A 15,927-nucleotide genomic window follows, 5' to 3' on the forward strand; every position below is an offset into this window, starting at 1 on the left:
CGGAACGCTTTTTTTTCGTCCGCGCGTGCACCGCCCCCTCTGGTCAGGTGCCGGACAGGTAATTCCCCGGAATAAGAGGTAAGCTCCAAGCCCAATTGGCCATGCCCGCATCCGCGGGCATTCTTGTTTGAGTTGCCGTCTCGAAAGTCGACCCATGTTCCAGCGTTTTTTCGCCTTTTTGGCGCTGTCGGCCGCATTGCTGACTTTTGCGCAAGCCCAGGAGCCGCAAAGCAATCTCCAGCGAACCAAATTCACCGCCGGGATGTATCAGATCGATGCACAGATCGCCCAGACCCCCGAACAGCGCCAGATTGGGCTGATGTTCCGCAAGGAAATGCCCCAAGCCGAGGGCATGATCTTCGTGTTCGAGCAGCCGGCCACTCAGTGCTTCTGGATGAAGAACACCCTGCTTCCGCTGACGGCCGCCTTTGTCGCGGACGACGGCCGGATCGTGAACCTGGTCGACATGAATCCCATGTCCGAAGATTCGCATTGCTCGAAGGAACCGGTTCGCTTCGTGCTGGAGATGAACCAGGGCTGGTTCGCCCGCAAGAACATCAAGGAAGGCAGCAAGCTGGGCGGCGAACTCTTCGCAAGCCGGCGCTGAGCGCTCGCCAAAGCCCTGAGGCAGCAAAAAGCCGACCCAAGGGTCGGCTTTTCGTGGGGGCGAAATGCTCAGATCAACCGAAGTTCTTCGCCGCGAAGTCCCAGTTCACCAGCTTCGCGAGGAAGGTCTCGACGTACTTGGGGCGCAAATTGCGGTAGTCGATGTAGTAGGCGTGCTCCCAGACGTCGACAGTCAAGAGCGCCTTGTCGTCGGTCGTCAGCGGGGTGCCGGCTGCGCCGGTGTTGACGATGTCCACGGAACCGTCGGTCTTCTTCACCAGCCAGGTCCAGCCGGAGCCGAAGTTGCCCACTGCCGACTTCACGAACGCTTCCTTGAACGCTGCGAAGGTGCCCCACTTGGCATCGATCGCCTTGGCCAGCGCGCCGGAGGGCTCGCCGCCGCCGGCGGGCTTCATGCAGTTCCAGAAGAAGGTGTGGTTCCAGATCTGAGCCGCATTGTTGTAGATGCCGCCGCTGGACTTCTTGACGATCTCCTCGAGCGTCATGTTCTCGAATTCCGTGCCCTTTTGCAGGTTGTTCAGATTCACGACGTAGGCATTGTGGTGCTTGCCGTAGTGGTATTCGAGCGTTTCCTTCGAATACTCAGGTGCCAGCGCGTCCAACGGGTATGGCAGAGGCGGAAGAACGAGTTCCATGTTTTATCTCGCGGGTTGGTTGTGGGATGGCCGATTCTAGAAAGGAATTACGCGTCGGGCGTCGGACGTGTTCCCTTTGTCCCCGATCGCATCACCTTGAGATCGACCGTGCCGTCGGCAAGGCGCGCGTGCACGTCGTCGCCGGCCGCCAGGCTCTGCACGCTGGTGACGGCATGGCCGTCCGCGTTCGTGAGCCACGCATAGCCTCGTTGCAACACCAGCGCAGGGTCGAGCAACTGCAGGCGCAGCGCCGCTCGGTCGAGGCGCTCGTGCTGCCGAAAGAACACGGCGCGAAACCGCTGCGGCAAGTCGGCTTGCAGTATTTGTTGGGTCTGCGCGAAGCGCCCTGTTCGGGATATCACGGCGTAGTGCAGGCGTTGCGCATTGTGGGCGAGGCGGAGTTTCTGCCGCCCCACCAACGCCGACGGGCGCCCGAGCCGGCCGGCCGCGACGTCAAGGCGCTGATTTGAAGCATCGACGCGCGCTGCGATCGACTCCCGCAGCCGGTCGTCCAGCAGTTCGAGAGCGCCGAGCCACAAGTCCCGAGGCGCCGCAACGAGTTCGGCAGCAGCCGTTGGCGTCGGCGCGCGGACGTCGGCGCAAAAATCCGCGATGGTGAAATCGGTCTCATGGCCGATGCCACTGATGACCGGTACGGGGCTCTGAACAATGGTGCGCGCCAGCTGCTCGTCATTGAACGACCACAGATCCTCGATGGAGCCGCCCCCGCGCACCAGCAGGATGACATCGACTTGGGGCTGCGAACGGTACAGCGACTGCATCGCACTCGCGAGTTCGGCTGCAGCATTCGCGCCCTGCACTGCCGCAGGCGCAATCACCACCGGGATGTGCGGCACGCGACGGCGCAGGGCGGTGACAACGTCATGGAGCGCCGCCGCGCCAAGCGAAGTCACGAGCCCGATGGAGTGCGGCATCGTCGGCAACGGTCGCTTGCGTGCGCCGTCGAAAAGTCCCTCCGCTTCCAGCCGTGCCTTGCGTTGCATGAATTGCTCGAACAACGCGCCCTGGCCGGCCCGGCGCAGGCTCTCGACGACAAGTTGCAGGTCGCCCCTCGGCTCGTAGACCGCCAGCCGGCCGCGCACCTCGACCTGATCGCCATCGCGGGGCGAAAAATCGAGAAGGCTTGCCGCGCGCCGGAACATCGCACACCGCAACTGGCCGAATTCGTCCTTCAGCGCGAAGTAGCAATGCCCGCTGCCGGCGCGAGAAAAGCCGGAGATTTCCCCCCGCACGATGACTGGGTTGAAGCGCGCATCCAGCGAATCCGCGACCGCTCGGCACAGCGCTCCAACAGCCCAGACTCGGCCTCCTGACGCAGGTGTTTGCTCACGTTCGTTCATGCCCAGACCGCTTTTCGCATCACGATTCGTCCACAAGCGGCCCCATGGTCGCCACAACGACCCCAGGGTCTGCAGCAAGAGCGCATGTCCTCGTGCAAGTTATTGATTTTATTGGAAAAAGTACTGCTCAATTTTCGGTCTAATCATCGAAACGCCCAGCCGACGCGGGTCCGGGCGAGTTGCTCTGCGTGTTAGTCACAAAGTTATCCACAGATTGTGTGCGTCTTCGCCTACGTGAAAGACAGGTCGGGAAGGCGAGCCGGCTCGGTGGATAATCGCCGCGCATTTGCAGTCCATGGGCCGGAGGAATTCTTGTTTTCCATCATAGTTGCTGCGGGTTGGCCGATTTGGCCTCTGCTCGCTTGTTCGGTGATCGGGCTAGCGCTCGTCATTGAGAGATTCACCAGCTTGAAGACCTCCCGGGTCTTGCCTCCCAAGTTGCTCGACGAGGCCATCACGGTGTCGCGCACTTCGATCCCCGGTCCGGATGTGGTGACCAAGCTGGAAAAGAACTCCGGACTCGGCGAGGTGCTGGCTGCAGGTTTTCGCGCGCTCAACACCAATCCGCTCTCGAGCGAAGACGACCTGCGTGTTTCCATGGAGGCAGCCGGACGCGTCGTGGCTCATCGGCTCGAACGCTACCTGCCCGCGCTGGCGACGATCGCATCGGCCGCACCGTTGCTCGGCCTCCTTGGCACCGTGATCGGCATGATCGAGATCTTCGGCTCGCAGTCTCCGTCGAACGGCGCGGTCGGATCGGGCAATCCGGCGCAGCTTGCGCACGGGATTTCCATTGCGCTCTACAACACCGCCTTCGGGCTCATCATCGCGATTCCGGCGCTGATCTTCTGGCGCTATTTCCGCAGCCGGGTTGACGAGTACCTGCTGAATCTCGAATTGGCCGGCGAACGCTTTGCTCGCCATCTGAACACGTTACGCCGATGAGAATGCATTTCCGCCACGGGTCGCGCGATGAGCCCGAGATCAACCTGATCCCGTTCATCGATGTGCTGCTGGTCGTGCTGATCTTCCTGATGCTGTCGACCACCTACAGCAAGTTTACGGAGATGCAGTTGCGTCTGCCGGTGGCTGATGTGGAGGCGCAGCGGGACTACCCGAAGGAAGTGATCGTCGCCGTGTCCTCCGACGGGCGCTATTCAATCAACAAGAACGTGCTGCCTGACCGCAGTGTCGAAGCGGTCGCCGTGGCGCTTGCGGCGGCTTCCGGAGGTGCGAGGGACAACGTCGTGATCATCAGCGCCGACGCCAATGCCTCCCATCAATCCGTGATCACGGTGATGGAAGCGGCCCGCCGGGCCGGCTTGGTGCAGATCACTTTCGCCACCCAATCGGCCGCACAGGCGGGACGCTAGCCTTGGGCTCGTTGCGCCAGGCTTGGCTGCAACGCGGCGTGCTGGCGCGACTGCTGTGGCCGCTGTCAATGCTGTTCGGCGCGCTGGCTGGCATTCGACGCGCGCTCTACCGAACGGGCCTCCTACAGACCGAGCGGGTCCGCGTGCCAGTCGTCGTCGTCGGCAACGTGATCGCCGGTGGATCCGGCAAGACGCCCGTCGTGATGGCCATCGTTCGACACCTCCGGGCGCGCGGCATCATGGCCGGCGTCGTGTCTCGCGGCTATGGAAGAGCGACCGACGACTGCCGCGAGGTGCTCGATGACTCCGACCCGCGCGACGTGGGGGACGAGCCAGCGCTGATCCGGCATTCGACCAGGGCGCCGGTCTTCGTCGCACGAAAGCGGATCGAAGCGGCTCGTGCCCTGCTCGAGCGGCATCCGGACACTCAAGTCATCGTGAGCGACGACGGACTCCAGCACCTTGCGCTCGCACGCGATATCGAGATCTGCGTCTTCGACGACCGCGGCGTGGGCAACGGCTGGCTCCTGCCTGCGGGCATGCTGCGCGAGCAGTGGCCGCGCCGCTGCGACCTGGTGATCCACACGGGCGCACAGCCCGCGTTTCACGGCTTCACCGTGCGAAAGTCACTTGCCGAGTACGCTTTGCGCCGCGATGGCAGACGGGTGCCGCTCGAATCGCTGACCGATCGGAAGCTGATTGCCGTCGCCGCCATCGCGAAGCCCGAGGCCTTCTTCCAGATGCTGAAGGATCGATCGCTGATGCCGGCGCAATGCATCGCACTGCCCGACCACCACGATTTCGATGACTGGGCTTTGCCGACGGACAGCGGCCAGACGCTGATCTGCACCGAAAAAGACGCAGTGAAACTATGGCGCAAGGCACCCGACGCCTTGGCCGTGCCGCTTGTCTTCGAACCCTCTGCCGCCTTCTTTACGGCGCTCGACGCAAAGCTATCATCGCTCGATGGACACCAAGCTGCTTGAATTGCTCGTCTGCCCCGTGACCAAAGGGCCGCTCACCTGGAACGCCGAAAAGCAGGAGCTTTCGTCGCGCAGCGCCCGCCTCGCCTACCCCGTGCGCGACGGCATTCCGGTGCTGCTCGAAACCGAAGCGCGCACGTTGACCGACGAAGAGCTGGGCCTTTGAACACCCCCTTCACCGTTCTGATTCCCGCGCGGCTCGCTTCGACGCGCCTGCCAGACAAGCCCCTGGCCGACATCGCCGGCCTGCCGATGGTGGTGCGGGTCGCCCAGCGCGCCATGGAATCCGGCGCCGAGCGCGTCGTGGTGGCTGGCGACGATCCTCGCATCGTCGCCGCCTGCGAAGCGCACGGCGTTCAGGCTCTTCTCACGCGCACGGATCACGCCAGCGGCAGCGATCGCCTTGCCGAAGCGTGCACGCAGCTTGGCTTGGCAGACAACGCGATCATCGTGAATGTGCAAGGCGACGAACCGCTGATCGAGCCCTCCTTGATCGACGCCGTGGCGCAGACGCTGGCGGAGCATCCGGACGCGGCCATGAGCACGGCTGCCCATGCCATCGATTCACCCGAGGAGTTCGCCAATCCGAATGTCGTGAAAACGGTGCTCGACGCGAACGGCAACGCGCTCTATTTCAGCCGCGCACCGATTCCGTGGTGGCGCGACGGTTTCGCGGAGAAGGGTATGAAGGCCGTGCCGACCTCGCCGCCAGCCCTGCGGCACATCGGCATCTATGGCTACCGCGCAGGCTTCGTCCGCGCGTTTCCCGGCCTGCCTCCGGCGCCGATCGAGGCGACCGAGGCCCTGGAACAGCTCCGCGCGCTGTGGCACGGCCATCGGATCGCCGTGCACGTCAGTTCGCATGCGCCCGGGCCCGGCATCGACACGCCCGAAGACCTCGCACGCGTTCGCGCCCTGCTCGCAGCTGCCTAGTTTGAGCCCGTGCCCAGGCCCGAGTAGCTCGGGGGCGCATGCTATCCTCGAAGCAACTCCGCCCAGTGGCGTCCTTCGGGGCGTCCATGGGCGCGACAGAAAATCAAAGAACCTTCCGAGGACACCATGAGACTGATTTTGTTGGGCGCCCCCGGGGCAGGCAAGGGCACGCAGGCGGCCTACATTTGCCAGAAGTACGGCATCCCCCAGATTTCCACTGGCGACATGCTGCGTGCCGCCGTCAAGGCCGGCACGCCGCTCGGGCTCCAGGCCCAGGCCGTCATGGCATCGGGCGCCCTTGTGAGCGACGACCTGATCATCAATCTCGTCAAGGAACGCATCGCGCAGCCGGATTGTGCCCAGGGCTTCCTCTTCGATGGCTTTCCCCGCACGATTCCTCAGGCCGAAGCCATGCGCTCGGCCGGCGTCAAGCTCGACTACGTGCTCGAGATCGACGTGCCCTTCGCCGACATCATCGAGCGCATGAGTGGTCGCCGCTCGCACCCGGCGTCGGGGCGCATCTATCACGTGAAATTCAACCCACCGAAGGCCGAAGGCAAGGACGACCTCACAGGTGAAGACCTGATCCAGCGCGAAGACGACAAGGAAGAGACGGTGCGCAAGCGCCTCGAGGTCTACAGCCAACAGACCCGGCCGCTGGTCGACTACTACTCGAACTGGGCCAAGGCCGAGCCCGCCGCGGCGCCCAAATACCGTGGCATCAGCGGTGTCGGCACTGTCGACGAGATCACGCAGCGCGCGCTCGCCGCACTGAACAGCTGATCAGGCCGGGCTGGAACGCAGCCCATAGGCCTTGCCGTCGACGAACAGGTACTCGACGCGCATCACGGCATCCCCCTTCTCGTCCTTGGAAGTGAAGCCCACCGCGGAGATGCGGGTGCCGGGCTTGATCTCCTGGACTTTCCAGGCTTCCATGCGCGTGAGCGGCGCCAGTTCAAGCTCCCATTGGCGATCGTTGCGGCGGGGCACGGTCGCCTTGGCAAGCAGGCCGGGCCCATCGACGGGCGCGCTCTGCGCAGGCAGCGGACGCTTCGCGAGGTCTGCCGGCACCTTGAGATCCGGGGACACCTCGATCATCAATTCGGCGTGCGGGTTCTGCCAGCGCGCGCTCACGACCCGGCCCTCCAGGTAGAGCGGGCGGTCCTGATCAAAGCTGCTCCAGCCATGGTGCGACCAGGCAGGCGGCATCACGACGGCAGTCGAAGCAGCGGCAGCGGCCAATACGAGGCAGCGACGTTTCATGCGGAAGCTCCTTTCAATAGGCGATCCATCGGCCGCAAAAGATCACGGCCAGCCAGATCGCAGTGGACGACAACATTTGTACCCGCGCCATCAAGTCGAGTTTGAGCAACGAGCCACGCGCATGAAACCACAGGGCGTTGCAGCCGGCCAATAGCAGCAATCCCATCTTGATCAAGAATGCCCGGTTGGCCAGCAACTCCGCCGGCTGTGTGGCGAACATCAACGAGCCACTGGCCGCCGCCAGTGCAAAGCCGGACAAGGCGATGGTCAACGACAGTTTGGCAAGGCCGTGCACCGGCAGCACGACGGCGCGTCCGAAAACGCGCGCCTCGAGCGCGACCAGATTGCCCACGAGGAGCGCGATCCCGACGATGTGCACGACCTCCAGCGCCGGATAGGCCCAGGGAGTCGATTGCAGCGCGTCGAACATGGATCAGGCGGAGCGCTCGCCCGACAGCAATTCCAGCATCAGCGCGATGCGCGCCTTGACCGGCGTCAGGGCACCCGCATCGCGCAAGACTTCCCATTCCCTTGGGAGGATGCGCCCCTGCGAGCATCGGGTCGCGCGAACGACGGCGACACCTTCCGCTTGCGCACGCAGCGCGGCAGCTTCGAGCGCATGGTGCAATGTGCCGTTCCCCGTCGCAGCAAGGACTAGCCCCTGGATGGCATCCGCGCGACCCAGCCTGCGCTCCCGCACCAGCGCATCCACGATCGCGCCGCGCGCGTCGGCGTGGCTCACCAGAATTTCCACGCGAGGCCAGGATTCGGCGCCTGCCATTCGCTCGAAGGCGAGCCGCACGGACCCGGTCGGCGCCGGCCAGTTTCTGAGCACCCGCAAGGCCCCCTCCTCGACGTACGCCACCGGCCCCGCATCACCCGAGTCGAATGCATCGAGCCGGTACGTGTGGATCTTTTGAACATCGAGCGCGCTGTGCACCGTACCCGCACAAACGACGACGGCCCCCTGCACGCCTGGCGTGGACGCCACGACGACAGCATCCCGCACGTTCTGGGGACCGTCAGGCGCCAGCGCGGTGGACGGCCGCATGGCACAGGTCAAGACCACCGGCTTCGACGGCGCCAGGACCGACTGGAGGAAAAAGGCCGTCTCCTCCAAGGTATCCGTACCATGGGTGATGACGATGCCCGCCACTCCGGGTTCCGCGAGCCAATGGGCACAACGCAGGGCCAGCGTTTGCCAGATGGCAAAAGACATGTCCTTGCTATCGATCTGCGCAACCTGCTCTGCCAACAACAAAACGCCGTCTGGCGCGTCGATACTGCCCAGCAGTTCGGCCACGCCTACCTCGCCGGCCTTGTAGCCGATGTTGTCGCCCGCAGTCGAAGCACGGCCGGCAATCGTGCCCCCCGTGCCCAGAACGATCACTCGGCGCTCGTCTTTTCCCATGCTCTCGGCCATCACTTGCCAACTTCCAGAAACTGGTTAAAAATACAGGTACTGGATATTCAGCCAGTGCCCGTCAGGAGCCAACATGCAGTTCGCAGTGAAGCTTACCGCCCGCCAGCAGCAAATTCTGGACTTGATCCAAAGCGCCATCGCACGCACCGGAGCCCCTCCCACACGCGCCGAGATCGCCGCCGAACTCGGGTTCAAGTCCGCCAACGCTGCCGAGGAACACCTGCAAGCACTCGCGCGCAAGGGAGTCATCGAGCTTGTGAGCGGCACCTCCCGCGGCATCCGGCTCAAGGGCGACGCCCTGCGCTCCCTCAACGAGTCCCGCAACAACCAGTTCTCCCTGTCGCTGCCAGGCATGGCGCAACTCGCGCTGCCGTTGATTGGCCGCGTGGCGGCCGGCTCGCCCATCCTCGCGCAGGAACATGTCGATCAGACCTACTACGTCGAGAACACGCTGTTCCAGCGCCAGCCCGACTACCTCCTCAAAGTGCGCGGCATGTCGATGCGGGACGCCGGCATCATGGACGGCGATCTGCTTGCGGTTCAAGCCACCAAGGAAGCCCGAAACGGCCAGATCGTCGTGGCCCGGCTGGGCGATGAGGTCACGGTCAAGCGCCTCAAGCGCAACAAGCAAGTCATCGAGTTGCATGCTGAAAACCCCGATTACCCCACCATAGTCGTCCAACCGGGCGAGCCCTTCGAAATCGAAGGCCTGGCGGTTGGTCTGATCCGCAACACCATGCTGATGTAGGGCTTTGAATCACCCGGCCGCGACAGGTGGCGGGCGTATGGCGAAGAGCCATCACCCTGTCGAGGCCCATGAAATCAATCCTGCCTATGTTCAATCTCTGACCTTTGGAGTTCACATGGGAATCGCCCTGCTCAGCATCGTTGATTTGTTCACCCCTTTGCAATCGCTGGCCAGCCGCTGGATGCCGGCGCGCAGTTCGCGTCGCATCAGTTCGCCGGGCCTGCGCTATGTCGGGGTTCGTCCAAGCTGCGGCGGGCGGCAGTCGGCCACTGTGCAAGCCAGCGCGCCCACCGCGCGGCCTTTGCGCGTGGTACGCATGGTCGATGCGCAGCAGCCGGGCTGCCATCAGAGCCGTGTCGTGATTTCGGGCCGGATGGCCGATGTCTGCGCGGAGCTCGACAGGCTCGTGGCGCTCGAGGCAGCCGGCACACCCCTGCAGTCCAACCATACACATTGAAGACCCGGACGCTTCCGCGTCGAACGAGCGCAATGCGTCCTTCGGCACCGCTGTTCGTCACCGCAACGTACGGCGCGTGCAACAGCAAAGCAACGCGCCGGCACAGCAGGTCGATGGTGCGAGGCACAATGGCACGCCATGAACATTGTGATCCTCGACGACTATCAGGATGCGGTGCGCAAGCTGCAGTGCGCTGCCAAGCTCGATGCGTATGCCGCCAAGGTGTACACCAACACGGTCAAGGGCATTGGACAGCTCTCGGTGCGGCTCAAGGACGCCGACGTGATCGTGCTGATCCGCGAGCGCACTCACATCTCCCGGCAGCTCATCGAGAAGCTGCCCAAGCTCAAGCTCATTTCGCAGACGGGTCGGGTTGGCAGTCATATCGACGTGAACGCCTGTACGGAACAAGGCGTTGCGGTGGCGGAAGGCACGGGGTCGCCGCTGGCACCTGCCGAGCTGACCTGGGCATTGATCATGGCCGCCATGCGTCGCCTGCCGCAGTACATCAGCAACCTCAAGCACGGCGCATGGCAGCAATCGGGCCTCAAGTCGGGGTCGATGCCGCCGAACTTCGGGCTTGGCTCTGTGCTCAAGGGCAAGACGCTGTGCATCTGGGGCTACGGGCGTATCGGCCAGCTGGTCGCGCGCTACGGCCAGGCTTTCGGTATGCAGGTGATGATCTGGGGGCGCGAGCAGAGCTGCGCCAGGGCAAGGTCCGACGGCTTCCAGATTGCCCCGAGCCGGGAGGCGTTTTTCGCCGCGGCTGATGTGATGTCGGTTCATCTGCGGCTCACGGAGGAAACGCGAGGCCTGGTGACGCTCGAGGATCTTTCCCGAATGAAGCCGACCGCCCTGTTCGTGAACACGTCGCGGGCGGAACTGGTCGAGCAGGACGCTCTTCTCGCAGCTCTCAATCGCGGACGGCCCGGTCTGGCAGCGGTCGACGTCTTCGAGAGTGAACCACCGCTGCAGGGTCACGCCCTCCTCCGACTGGAGAACTGCATCTGCACCCCGCACATCGGCTACGTCGAGCAGGACAGCTACGAGATGTACTTCGGTCAGGCTTTCGACAACGTCGTCAGCTTCATCAAGGGCAATCCGACCAACATCGTCAATCCCGGCGCACTGCAGGTCCGCCGTTGAAACGGCCTGCGCTGCCGGCCGCCCTGTGGGCCCTGCTGGCAGGCAACTTCGTGATCGGCACGGGCGTGATGGTCGTGCCTGGCACGCTCAACGAACTCAGCACGTCGCTTCAGGTCAGCGCGGCAACGGCTGGCCAGTTGATCACGGTCGGCGCGATCGTGATGTGCCTGGGCGCCCCTTTGCTTGCCGCCGTGGTCGCCGGCTGGGACCGCCGGGTGCTGCTGGCCTGCACGATGCTGTGGTACGGCGCGGGACACCTCGTCGCGACGCTGATGCCGAATTTCGGCGGACTGCTACTGGTCCGCATGCTGACGGTCATTGCACCCGCGATCTTCACTCCGCAGGCGGCAGCGTGCGTCGGCTTGCTGGTGCCGCCGGAGCAGCGTGGCCGCGCAGTCACCTTCGTCTTTCTCGGATGGTCGATGGCCTCTGTGCTGGGCCTTCCGATCGGCGCTGTCATTGGCGGCCATTTCGGATGGCGGGCGGCGTTCGCGGTGATCACGGTTCTGTCAGCGGTCAGCGCGATCTGGATCTGGCTGAAGCTTCCCGCGGGCATCCGGCCTGCCGCCCTATCGCGCGAGGCCTGGGGCCGCGTGTTCAAAAGTCCTCTGCTGATGGGCGTGGTCTCCGTCACCGCGCTGCAGGGCGCCGGCCAGTTCGTGCTGTTCAGCTATTTCGCGCCGATTCTGAAGCAGACGCTGGACGCAAGCGCCACCGAGTTGGGCCTCATGTGGGCTTGGTTCGGCGCGTGCGGCCTCGCGGGCAACATGCTGGTGAGCCGGCACATCGACCGCGTGGGTGCGCCGCGCATGGTGCTGCTCACCACCTCGCTGATCGCACTGAGCCTCCTTCTGTGGCCGCTGGGTGTCACGCTCGTCTGGCTGGCGCTTCTGCTCACCCCCTGGGGCCTGGGCTGCTTCGCGACCAATTCGGCCCAGCAGGCGCGGCTGGTGGCTCTCTCGCCCGCCCTCGCGCCGGGCTCGGTGGCACTGAACAGTTCCGGCATCTACATCGGGCAGGCCGTGGGCGCTGGGGCCGGCGGGTGGTTGTTGGCCCATGAAGCGACCGCGTGGATGAGTTGGGTCGGGCTGGCGACCGTGCTTGCCGCCATAGGTCTCAGCGTCGCAGTGGACAGGGCACAACGCCGCGCCCCTGCGTTCAGCGCTTGATGATCGGTCGCGGCGCGATCTCGGCCTCGGTGTTCGGGTCGAACAACTCGAAGTCGATCACGTGCGGATCTGTCGAAGGCGCGGGAGGCGGCTTCGGGGACTCGATCGGCGTCGGCATGGTCTCGTAAGCCGTCTTGTCGAATTCGGCGAAGTCCAGTTCGAGATCGGGCTTGACGCGCTGCGGCGTCTCGTCTGCGGAAGGCATCGGGACCGGTGTATCGGGGACCATCACCGTGTCGTGGTGCAGTCCATCGTCGATCGAGCCGTAGATCGAGGGGGCCACCACCTGGTCGTCGTATATGGCCGGCGGCTGGGTGTCGACCTCGATGGGCGCGGTCGCTGTCGGCAGATCGTCGTGCGTGTCGACGAACGAATGCGGAGTGACCGGTGCAGGCGGTGCGCTGTCCGGATCGATCACTTCTTTCGCCACAGCGTAGAGGAGAAGGAGTTCCTGGTAGGCGGCGAGGTCGAACGCACCCTCTTCGTGGACGCCAGGCTTGCGGAAAATCAGTTCCTCGATCAGCGCGAGGGTGCCCGGCGCGGGCCATTGCGACTCGATGCGCGCCAAAGCGCTGCGGTAGTGTTCCAGACCTCTGCCCGTTTCGGCGAAATGCTCGAAGGCCGGCACATCGGCATTGAAGGCGCGCTCGAACTCTTCCGCCAACCTCGCATAGTCTTCCTTGCGGTCGAGCGTATGGAAGATGCGCAACAGGTCGAGGTAAGCGAGAGCGCTGGTCCCGGGATTGGCGGCGATGTGCTCGCGCAGCACCGCGATCGCCTGGTCGTGCTGGCCGAGCGAAAGGAAGAAATCCGATTGCTGCTGCACGTCGAACAGTTCTTCGGTGTTGACCGGCCGCACCGGGGCGTTGTCGAAAGTGCGAGCCGGGTGCGCCACGGGCTCGTCGAAGCCGCTGTCGAGAGCGTTCGGCTCGAGCGGCGCAAACGGCGTCGGCACGAAGGTCCTGCCCGTGCTGGCGCTGCGTCGCGAAGGAGGCGGGTCCGGCTCGGAGTCCAAATCCATCTCGTCGTCCAGCAGGCCCCGTTGCGGATGGAGGCGCCTGCGTGCGCCGTCGCCCTTCGGAGGCGGCGCTTCACCCCACCAGGCGGGCACGGCCGGGCGCCGCGCCAGCCGCCACAACAGCAACATGCCGATGAGAGCCAGCAGCAGCAAGACGATCAAGGTGTAGACGAGCGGATTGCGGAACTGGCTTTCGCGCGCCTGGGCCAGTTCGCTGCGCAACTCGTTGAGCGCGCGCTGGTTCTGCGCGGTCTGCTCGCGCAATGCGGCGAGCGTGGCGTCCATGTCCTTTGCACGCTGGGCCTCACGCTGCGCCTCTTGCGGCTGCGGATTCATCGCGTTCCAAAGGGCCGCTGCAGCAGCACGCCGCCCGAGATCCTCCACAGGGGGCAGCGTCAGTTCCTTCGCGGTCTTGAGGCCGGCTTCCCTGGTGGATTGCGGCTCCAGCGCCTCCACGCGAAGCCGCGATGCGCCTGTCGCCGGTTCTTGTTTAGGCGCTTGCACCGGTGATGCGGGCGTCGCCGGAGCGACCTTCGGAGTGGCGGGGGGCCGCGCAACGGGCGTTCGCCGTGGCGCGACCGGTGCGGCGATGGCGGGTGGGCGGCGCGGTGCCTGCGCTTCGGCATCAGGCGCCGATGCTGGATCCCGCGGCGGGACGGCGCGCTGTGCTGTCCTGGTACCGGAACCGTCCGATGAGGACGAGCCCCCGCTTGCATTGCGCGAAACTCCGCGCGCAGCGGGCCGTGCGACCGGAGCCGTGTCCGATGAAGAGCGAGCGGCAGAAGGCGCAACGACACCCGGCAGCGACACATCGGTGGGCACATCGGCGAGCAGAACGTAGCTGCGCGTCGACTTCATGTCGCAGCCGGCCCGCACCGTGACGGTGACCACCGGCTCCTCCATCGGAACGGTGGAGCGAATGCGCATGTTCGGATTGCCAGGACCTGCGCCGGGGTCGAGGGATACAGTCACGCGGCGATCGGGGATCGGGGTGTCGCCCTGGAGGACACTGGCCTCGAGGCACAGGGACCCGCCCGCCTCCACGGAGTCGAGCGTGAGTGGGATCACCACGTCCATCGGCTTGCCGATCCAGACGGCACCCTGCGGTCGACCGATCGTCAACGCGGATGATTCAAGGGCCAGCCCGAGGAGAAACAGGCTCGCCGCTAAGCGTGGGGACTGCAAAATGGGCTGCAATGGCAATCTAAAGTTGACACATTCTGACATGAGGGTCAGAGCCGATCTTTCAGAGAGAGACAATTATCAAATGACTGTGAATTTTTCCAACATAGGTGTGATCGGCGCTGGCGCCATGGGACGAGGCATTGCGCAGATCGCAGCGCAGGCCGGAAGCGAGGTTTTGCTGCTCGACAGCTTCGATGGCGCAGCGGCGCGCGGACGCGATGCCGTCCTCGCCCAATGGCAAAAGCAGCATGAGAAAGGCAAGCTGGACGCAGCGCAGCGCGACGTGCTGTCGGCACGCGTCCGTGCGGTCGATTCGATGGAGGCGCTCGCCGGCTGCGACCTGGTCATCGAGGCCGTGGTCGAAGACCTGGAGGTCAAGCGCAAGCTCTTCAAGGAACTGGAGGGGGTCGTTTCGACCTCGGCCACGCTGGCCACGAACACGTCGTCGCTGTCCGTCACCGCCATCGCGGCGGCGATGAAGCATCCCGAGCGCATGGCGGGGTTCCATTTCTTCAACCCCGTGCCGCTGATGAAAGTCGTGGAGGTCGTGGCCGGCTTCAAGACGGAAGCCGAGGTCTGCACGCGGCTCGCCGGCTATGGCACGCAGATGGGTCACAGCGCAGTGCAGGCGAAGGACACGCCTGGCTTCATCGTGAACCACGCGGGACGCGGCTATGGTACGGAGGCGCTGCGCATCGTCGGCGAAGGCGTGGCTGACTTCGCGACGATCGACCGCATCCTGAAGGACCAGGCCGGCTTTCGGCTCGGACCTTTCGAGTTGCTGGACCTGACGGCGCTCGACGTGTCGCATCCGGTGATGGAGTCCATCTACCGCCAGTACTACGAGGAGCCGCGCTACCGCCCCAGCGTGATCACGGCGCAGCGTCTCGCCGCGGGTGCGCTGGGCCGCAAGACCGGTGAAGGCTTCTATCGCTATGCCGACGGCGCGATGCAGCAGCTCCCGGAGCCGCCTGTGCCGACGGTCGATTCGACACCGTCGGTCTGGGTATCGCCGCGCGCGGCACGCCGACCCGAACTGCTGCGGCTCATCCACGCCCTGGGCGCTCAACTCGAAAGCGGCGCGACGCCTTCCAGCGCGGCGCTGATCCTGGTCGCGCCGCTCGGCTTCGACGTGACGACCGTGGCCGCGGTCGAGCGGCTGGACGCGACGCGCACGATCGGCATCGACATGATGGTCGACGACGCGGCAACCAAGCGCCGCGTGCTCGCCACCAACCCCGCGACCCGGCGCGACATGCGCGATGCGGCGCATGCACTGTTCGCGCGCGACGGCAAGGCCGTCAGCGTGATCCGTGACAGCGGGGGCTTCGTCACCCAGCGCGTGGTCGCGACCATCGTGAACATCGCGTGCGACATGTGCCAGCAAGGCGTCTGCTCGCCGGCCGACCTCGACACCGCCGTGCGCCTCGGGCTCGGCTATCCGCAAGGGCCGTTGGCCATGGGCGACCTGTACGGCCCGACAAACATGCTCGAAGTGTTGTTCAACCTCCAGACCGTCTACGGCGATCCCCGCTATCGCCCGAGCCCGTGGCTGCGCCGCCGCGGCGCTCTCGGCCTGAGCCTCACCCATGAAGAAGAGTAAGAG

General features: G+C 64.9%; 18 protein-coding genes. 12 read left to right on the forward strand and 6 right to left on the reverse strand.

Going from position 1 to position 15,927, the window contains the following annotated elements; all coding sequences use genetic code 11:
• The first annotated feature begins 154 nt into the window (after positions 1–154).
• Positions 155–607 (forward strand): DUF192 domain-containing protein, encoded by a 453-nt coding sequence (locus QTI04_RS05480; RefSeq protein WP_286614472.1) that lies wholly within the window; start codon positions 155–157, stop codon positions 605–607.
• 73 nt (positions 608–680) lie between these two features.
• Here the strand turns inward: QTI04_RS05480 and QTI04_RS05485 are convergent, their stop codons facing one another.
• Positions 681–1,262, reverse strand: coding sequence for a Fe-Mn family superoxide dismutase (locus QTI04_RS05485; protein WP_286614473.1), 582 nt, complete (start codon positions 1,260–1,262; stop codon positions 681–683).
• Positions 1,263–1,309: 47 nt separating this feature from the next.
• A complete protein-coding gene (gene xseA, locus QTI04_RS05490) occupies positions 1,310–2,623 on the reverse strand; it encodes an exodeoxyribonuclease VII large subunit (RefSeq protein WP_286614474.1) in 1,314 nt (437 codons plus the stop codon).
• Between the two features lie 312 nt (positions 2,624–2,935).
• On the opposite strand from xseA, the gene QTI04_RS05495 reads away from it, so the two are divergent.
• The 6 genes from QTI04_RS05495 (at position 2,936) to adk (ending at position 6,695) form a co-directional block, all read left to right on the forward strand.
• The gene (locus QTI04_RS05495) at positions 2,936–3,568 is read left to right on the forward strand and encodes a MotA/TolQ/ExbB proton channel family protein (RefSeq protein ID WP_286599285.1); all 633 of its coding nucleotides are present in this window, start codon (positions 2,936–2,938) and stop codon (positions 3,566–3,568) included.
• 2 nt (positions 3,569–3,570) lie between these two features.
• Positions 3,571–3,996, forward strand: a complete 426-nt coding sequence (locus QTI04_RS05500) for a biopolymer transporter ExbD (RefSeq protein ID WP_286599286.1) — start codon at positions 3,571–3,573, stop codon at positions 3,994–3,996.
• Between the two features lie 2 nt (positions 3,997–3,998).
• Positions 3,999–4,982, forward strand: coding sequence for a tetraacyldisaccharide 4'-kinase (lpxK, locus tag QTI04_RS05505; protein ID WP_286614475.1), 984 nt, complete (start codon positions 3,999–4,001; stop codon positions 4,980–4,982).
• Positions 4,963–5,145, forward strand: coding sequence for a Trm112 family protein (locus QTI04_RS05510; protein ID WP_286566403.1), 183 nt, complete (start codon positions 4,963–4,965; stop codon positions 5,143–5,145). The genes lpxK and QTI04_RS05510 overlap by 20 nt, the downstream gene beginning before the upstream one ends.
• Positions 5,142–5,912 carry a 3-deoxy-manno-octulosonate cytidylyltransferase gene (gene kdsB, locus QTI04_RS05515; protein WP_286614476.1) on the forward strand — a complete coding sequence of 257 codons (771 nt, stop codon included), beginning with the start codon at positions 5,142–5,144 and terminating at the stop codon, positions 5,910–5,912. Before QTI04_RS05510 ends, kdsB begins: the two co-directional genes overlap by 4 nt.
• Before the next feature lie 126 nt (positions 5,913–6,038).
• A complete protein-coding gene (adk, locus tag QTI04_RS05520) occupies positions 6,039–6,695 on the forward strand; it encodes an adenylate kinase (protein ID WP_286614477.1) in 657 nt (218 codons plus the stop codon).
• On the opposite strand, the gene QTI04_RS05525 is transcribed toward adk, so the two are convergent.
• Genes QTI04_RS05525 through QTI04_RS05535 form a run of 3 tightly spaced genes read right to left on the reverse strand, consistent with a single transcriptional unit; the run spans position 6,696 to position 8,598 of the window.
• Positions 6,696–7,175: a DUF6152 family protein gene (locus QTI04_RS05525; protein ID WP_286614478.1), complete on the reverse strand. Its 480-nt coding sequence runs from the start codon at positions 7,173–7,175 to the stop codon at positions 6,696–6,698.
• Between the two features lie 13 nt (positions 7,176–7,188).
• The gene (locus tag QTI04_RS05530) at positions 7,189–7,605 is read right to left on the reverse strand and encodes a hypothetical protein (RefSeq protein ID WP_286598992.1); all 417 of its coding nucleotides are present in this window, start codon (positions 7,603–7,605) and stop codon (positions 7,189–7,191) included.
• A 3-nt stretch (positions 7,606–7,608) separates the two neighbouring features.
• Positions 7,609–8,598, reverse strand: coding sequence for an asparaginase (locus QTI04_RS05535; RefSeq protein ID WP_286614845.1), 990 nt, complete (start codon positions 8,596–8,598; stop codon positions 7,609–7,611).
• Between the two features lie 73 nt (positions 8,599–8,671).
• Between QTI04_RS05535 and lexA the strand changes: the two genes are divergently transcribed.
• The 4 genes from lexA (at position 8,672) to QTI04_RS05555 (ending at position 12,118) form a co-directional block, all read left to right on the forward strand.
• Positions 8,672–9,346: a transcriptional repressor LexA gene (gene lexA, locus QTI04_RS05540; RefSeq protein WP_093107767.1), complete on the forward strand. Its 675-nt coding sequence runs from the start codon at positions 8,672–8,674 to the stop codon at positions 9,344–9,346.
• A gap of 37 nt (positions 9,347–9,383) precedes the next feature.
• A complete protein-coding gene (locus tag QTI04_RS05545; protein WP_286614479.1) occupies positions 9,384–9,803 on the forward strand; it encodes a hypothetical protein in 420 nt (139 codons plus the stop codon).
• A gap of 138 nt (positions 9,804–9,941) precedes the next feature.
• A complete protein-coding gene (locus QTI04_RS05550) occupies positions 9,942–10,949 on the forward strand; it encodes a D-2-hydroxyacid dehydrogenase family protein (protein ID WP_286598996.1) in 1,008 nt (335 codons plus the stop codon).
• Positions 10,946–12,118 carry an MFS transporter gene (locus tag QTI04_RS05555; protein ID WP_286614480.1) on the forward strand — a complete coding sequence of 391 codons (1,173 nt, stop codon included), beginning with the start codon at positions 10,946–10,948 and terminating at the stop codon, positions 12,116–12,118. The genes QTI04_RS05550 and QTI04_RS05555 overlap by 4 nt, the downstream gene beginning before the upstream one ends.
• Here QTI04_RS05555 and QTI04_RS05560 read toward each other — a convergent pair.
• The gene (locus QTI04_RS05560) at positions 12,108–14,258 is read right to left on the reverse strand and encodes a hypothetical protein (protein ID WP_286614481.1); all 2,151 of its coding nucleotides are present in this window, start codon (positions 14,256–14,258) and stop codon (positions 12,108–12,110) included. The genes QTI04_RS05555 and QTI04_RS05560 overlap by 11 nt on opposite strands.
• Before the next feature lie 145 nt (positions 14,259–14,403).
• On the opposite strand from QTI04_RS05560, the gene QTI04_RS05565 reads away from it, so the two are divergent.
• On the forward strand, positions 14,404–15,924 hold the full coding sequence (locus tag QTI04_RS05565) for a 3-hydroxyacyl-CoA dehydrogenase (RefSeq protein WP_286614482.1): 1,521 nt from the start codon (positions 14,404–14,406) through the stop codon (positions 15,922–15,924).
• Positions 15,925–15,927: the final 3 nt, after the last annotated feature.

Origin of the sequence: Variovorax sp. J22R115, assembly GCF_030317005.1 — a bacterium.
In the GTDB taxonomy this organism is placed as follows: Bacteria; Pseudomonadota; Gammaproteobacteria; order Burkholderiales; family Burkholderiaceae_C; genus Variovorax.

Excerpts from the sequence above, each read along its gene's own strand:
- QTI04_RS05480 (WP_286614472.1), top strand. The coding sequence starts at position 155 with ATGTTCCAGCGTTTTTTCGCCTTTTTGGCGCTGTCGGCCGCATTGCTG.
- QTI04_RS05485 (WP_286614473.1), bottom strand. The coding sequence starts at position 1,262 with ATGGAACTCGTTCTTCCGCCTCTGCCATACCCGTTGGACGCGCTGGCA.
- xseA (WP_286614474.1), bottom strand. The coding sequence starts at position 2,623 with ATGAACGAACGTGAGCAAACACCTGCGTCAGGAGGCCGAGTCTGGGCT.
- QTI04_RS05500 (WP_286599286.1), top strand. The coding sequence starts at position 3,571 with ATGCATTTCCGCCACGGGTCGCGCGATGAGCCCGAGATCAACCTGATC.
- QTI04_RS05510 (WP_286566403.1), top strand. The coding sequence starts at position 4,963 with ATGGACACCAAGCTGCTTGAATTGCTCGTCTGCCCCGTGACCAAAGGG.
- adk (WP_286614477.1), top strand. The coding sequence starts at position 6,039 with ATGAGACTGATTTTGTTGGGCGCCCCCGGGGCAGGCAAGGGCACGCAG.
- QTI04_RS05525 (WP_286614478.1), bottom strand. The coding sequence starts at position 7,175 with ATGAAACGTCGCTGCCTCGTATTGGCCGCTGCCGCTGCTTCGACTGCC.
- QTI04_RS05530 (WP_286598992.1), bottom strand. The coding sequence starts at position 7,605 with ATGTTCGACGCGCTGCAATCGACTCCCTGGGCCTATCCGGCGCTGGAG.
- QTI04_RS05535 (WP_286614845.1), bottom strand. The coding sequence starts at position 8,598 with ATGGCCGAGAGCATGGGAAAAGACGAGCGCCGAGTGATCGTTCTGGGC.
- lexA (WP_093107767.1), top strand. The coding sequence starts at position 8,672 with ATGCAGTTCGCAGTGAAGCTTACCGCCCGCCAGCAGCAAATTCTGGAC.
- QTI04_RS05545 (WP_286614479.1), top strand. The coding sequence starts at position 9,384 with ATGGCGAAGAGCCATCACCCTGTCGAGGCCCATGAAATCAATCCTGCC.
- QTI04_RS05550 (WP_286598996.1), top strand. The coding sequence starts at position 9,942 with ATGAACATTGTGATCCTCGACGACTATCAGGATGCGGTGCGCAAGCTG.
- QTI04_RS05565 (WP_286614482.1), top strand. The coding sequence starts at position 14,404 with ATGACTGTGAATTTTTCCAACATAGGTGTGATCGGCGCTGGCGCCATG.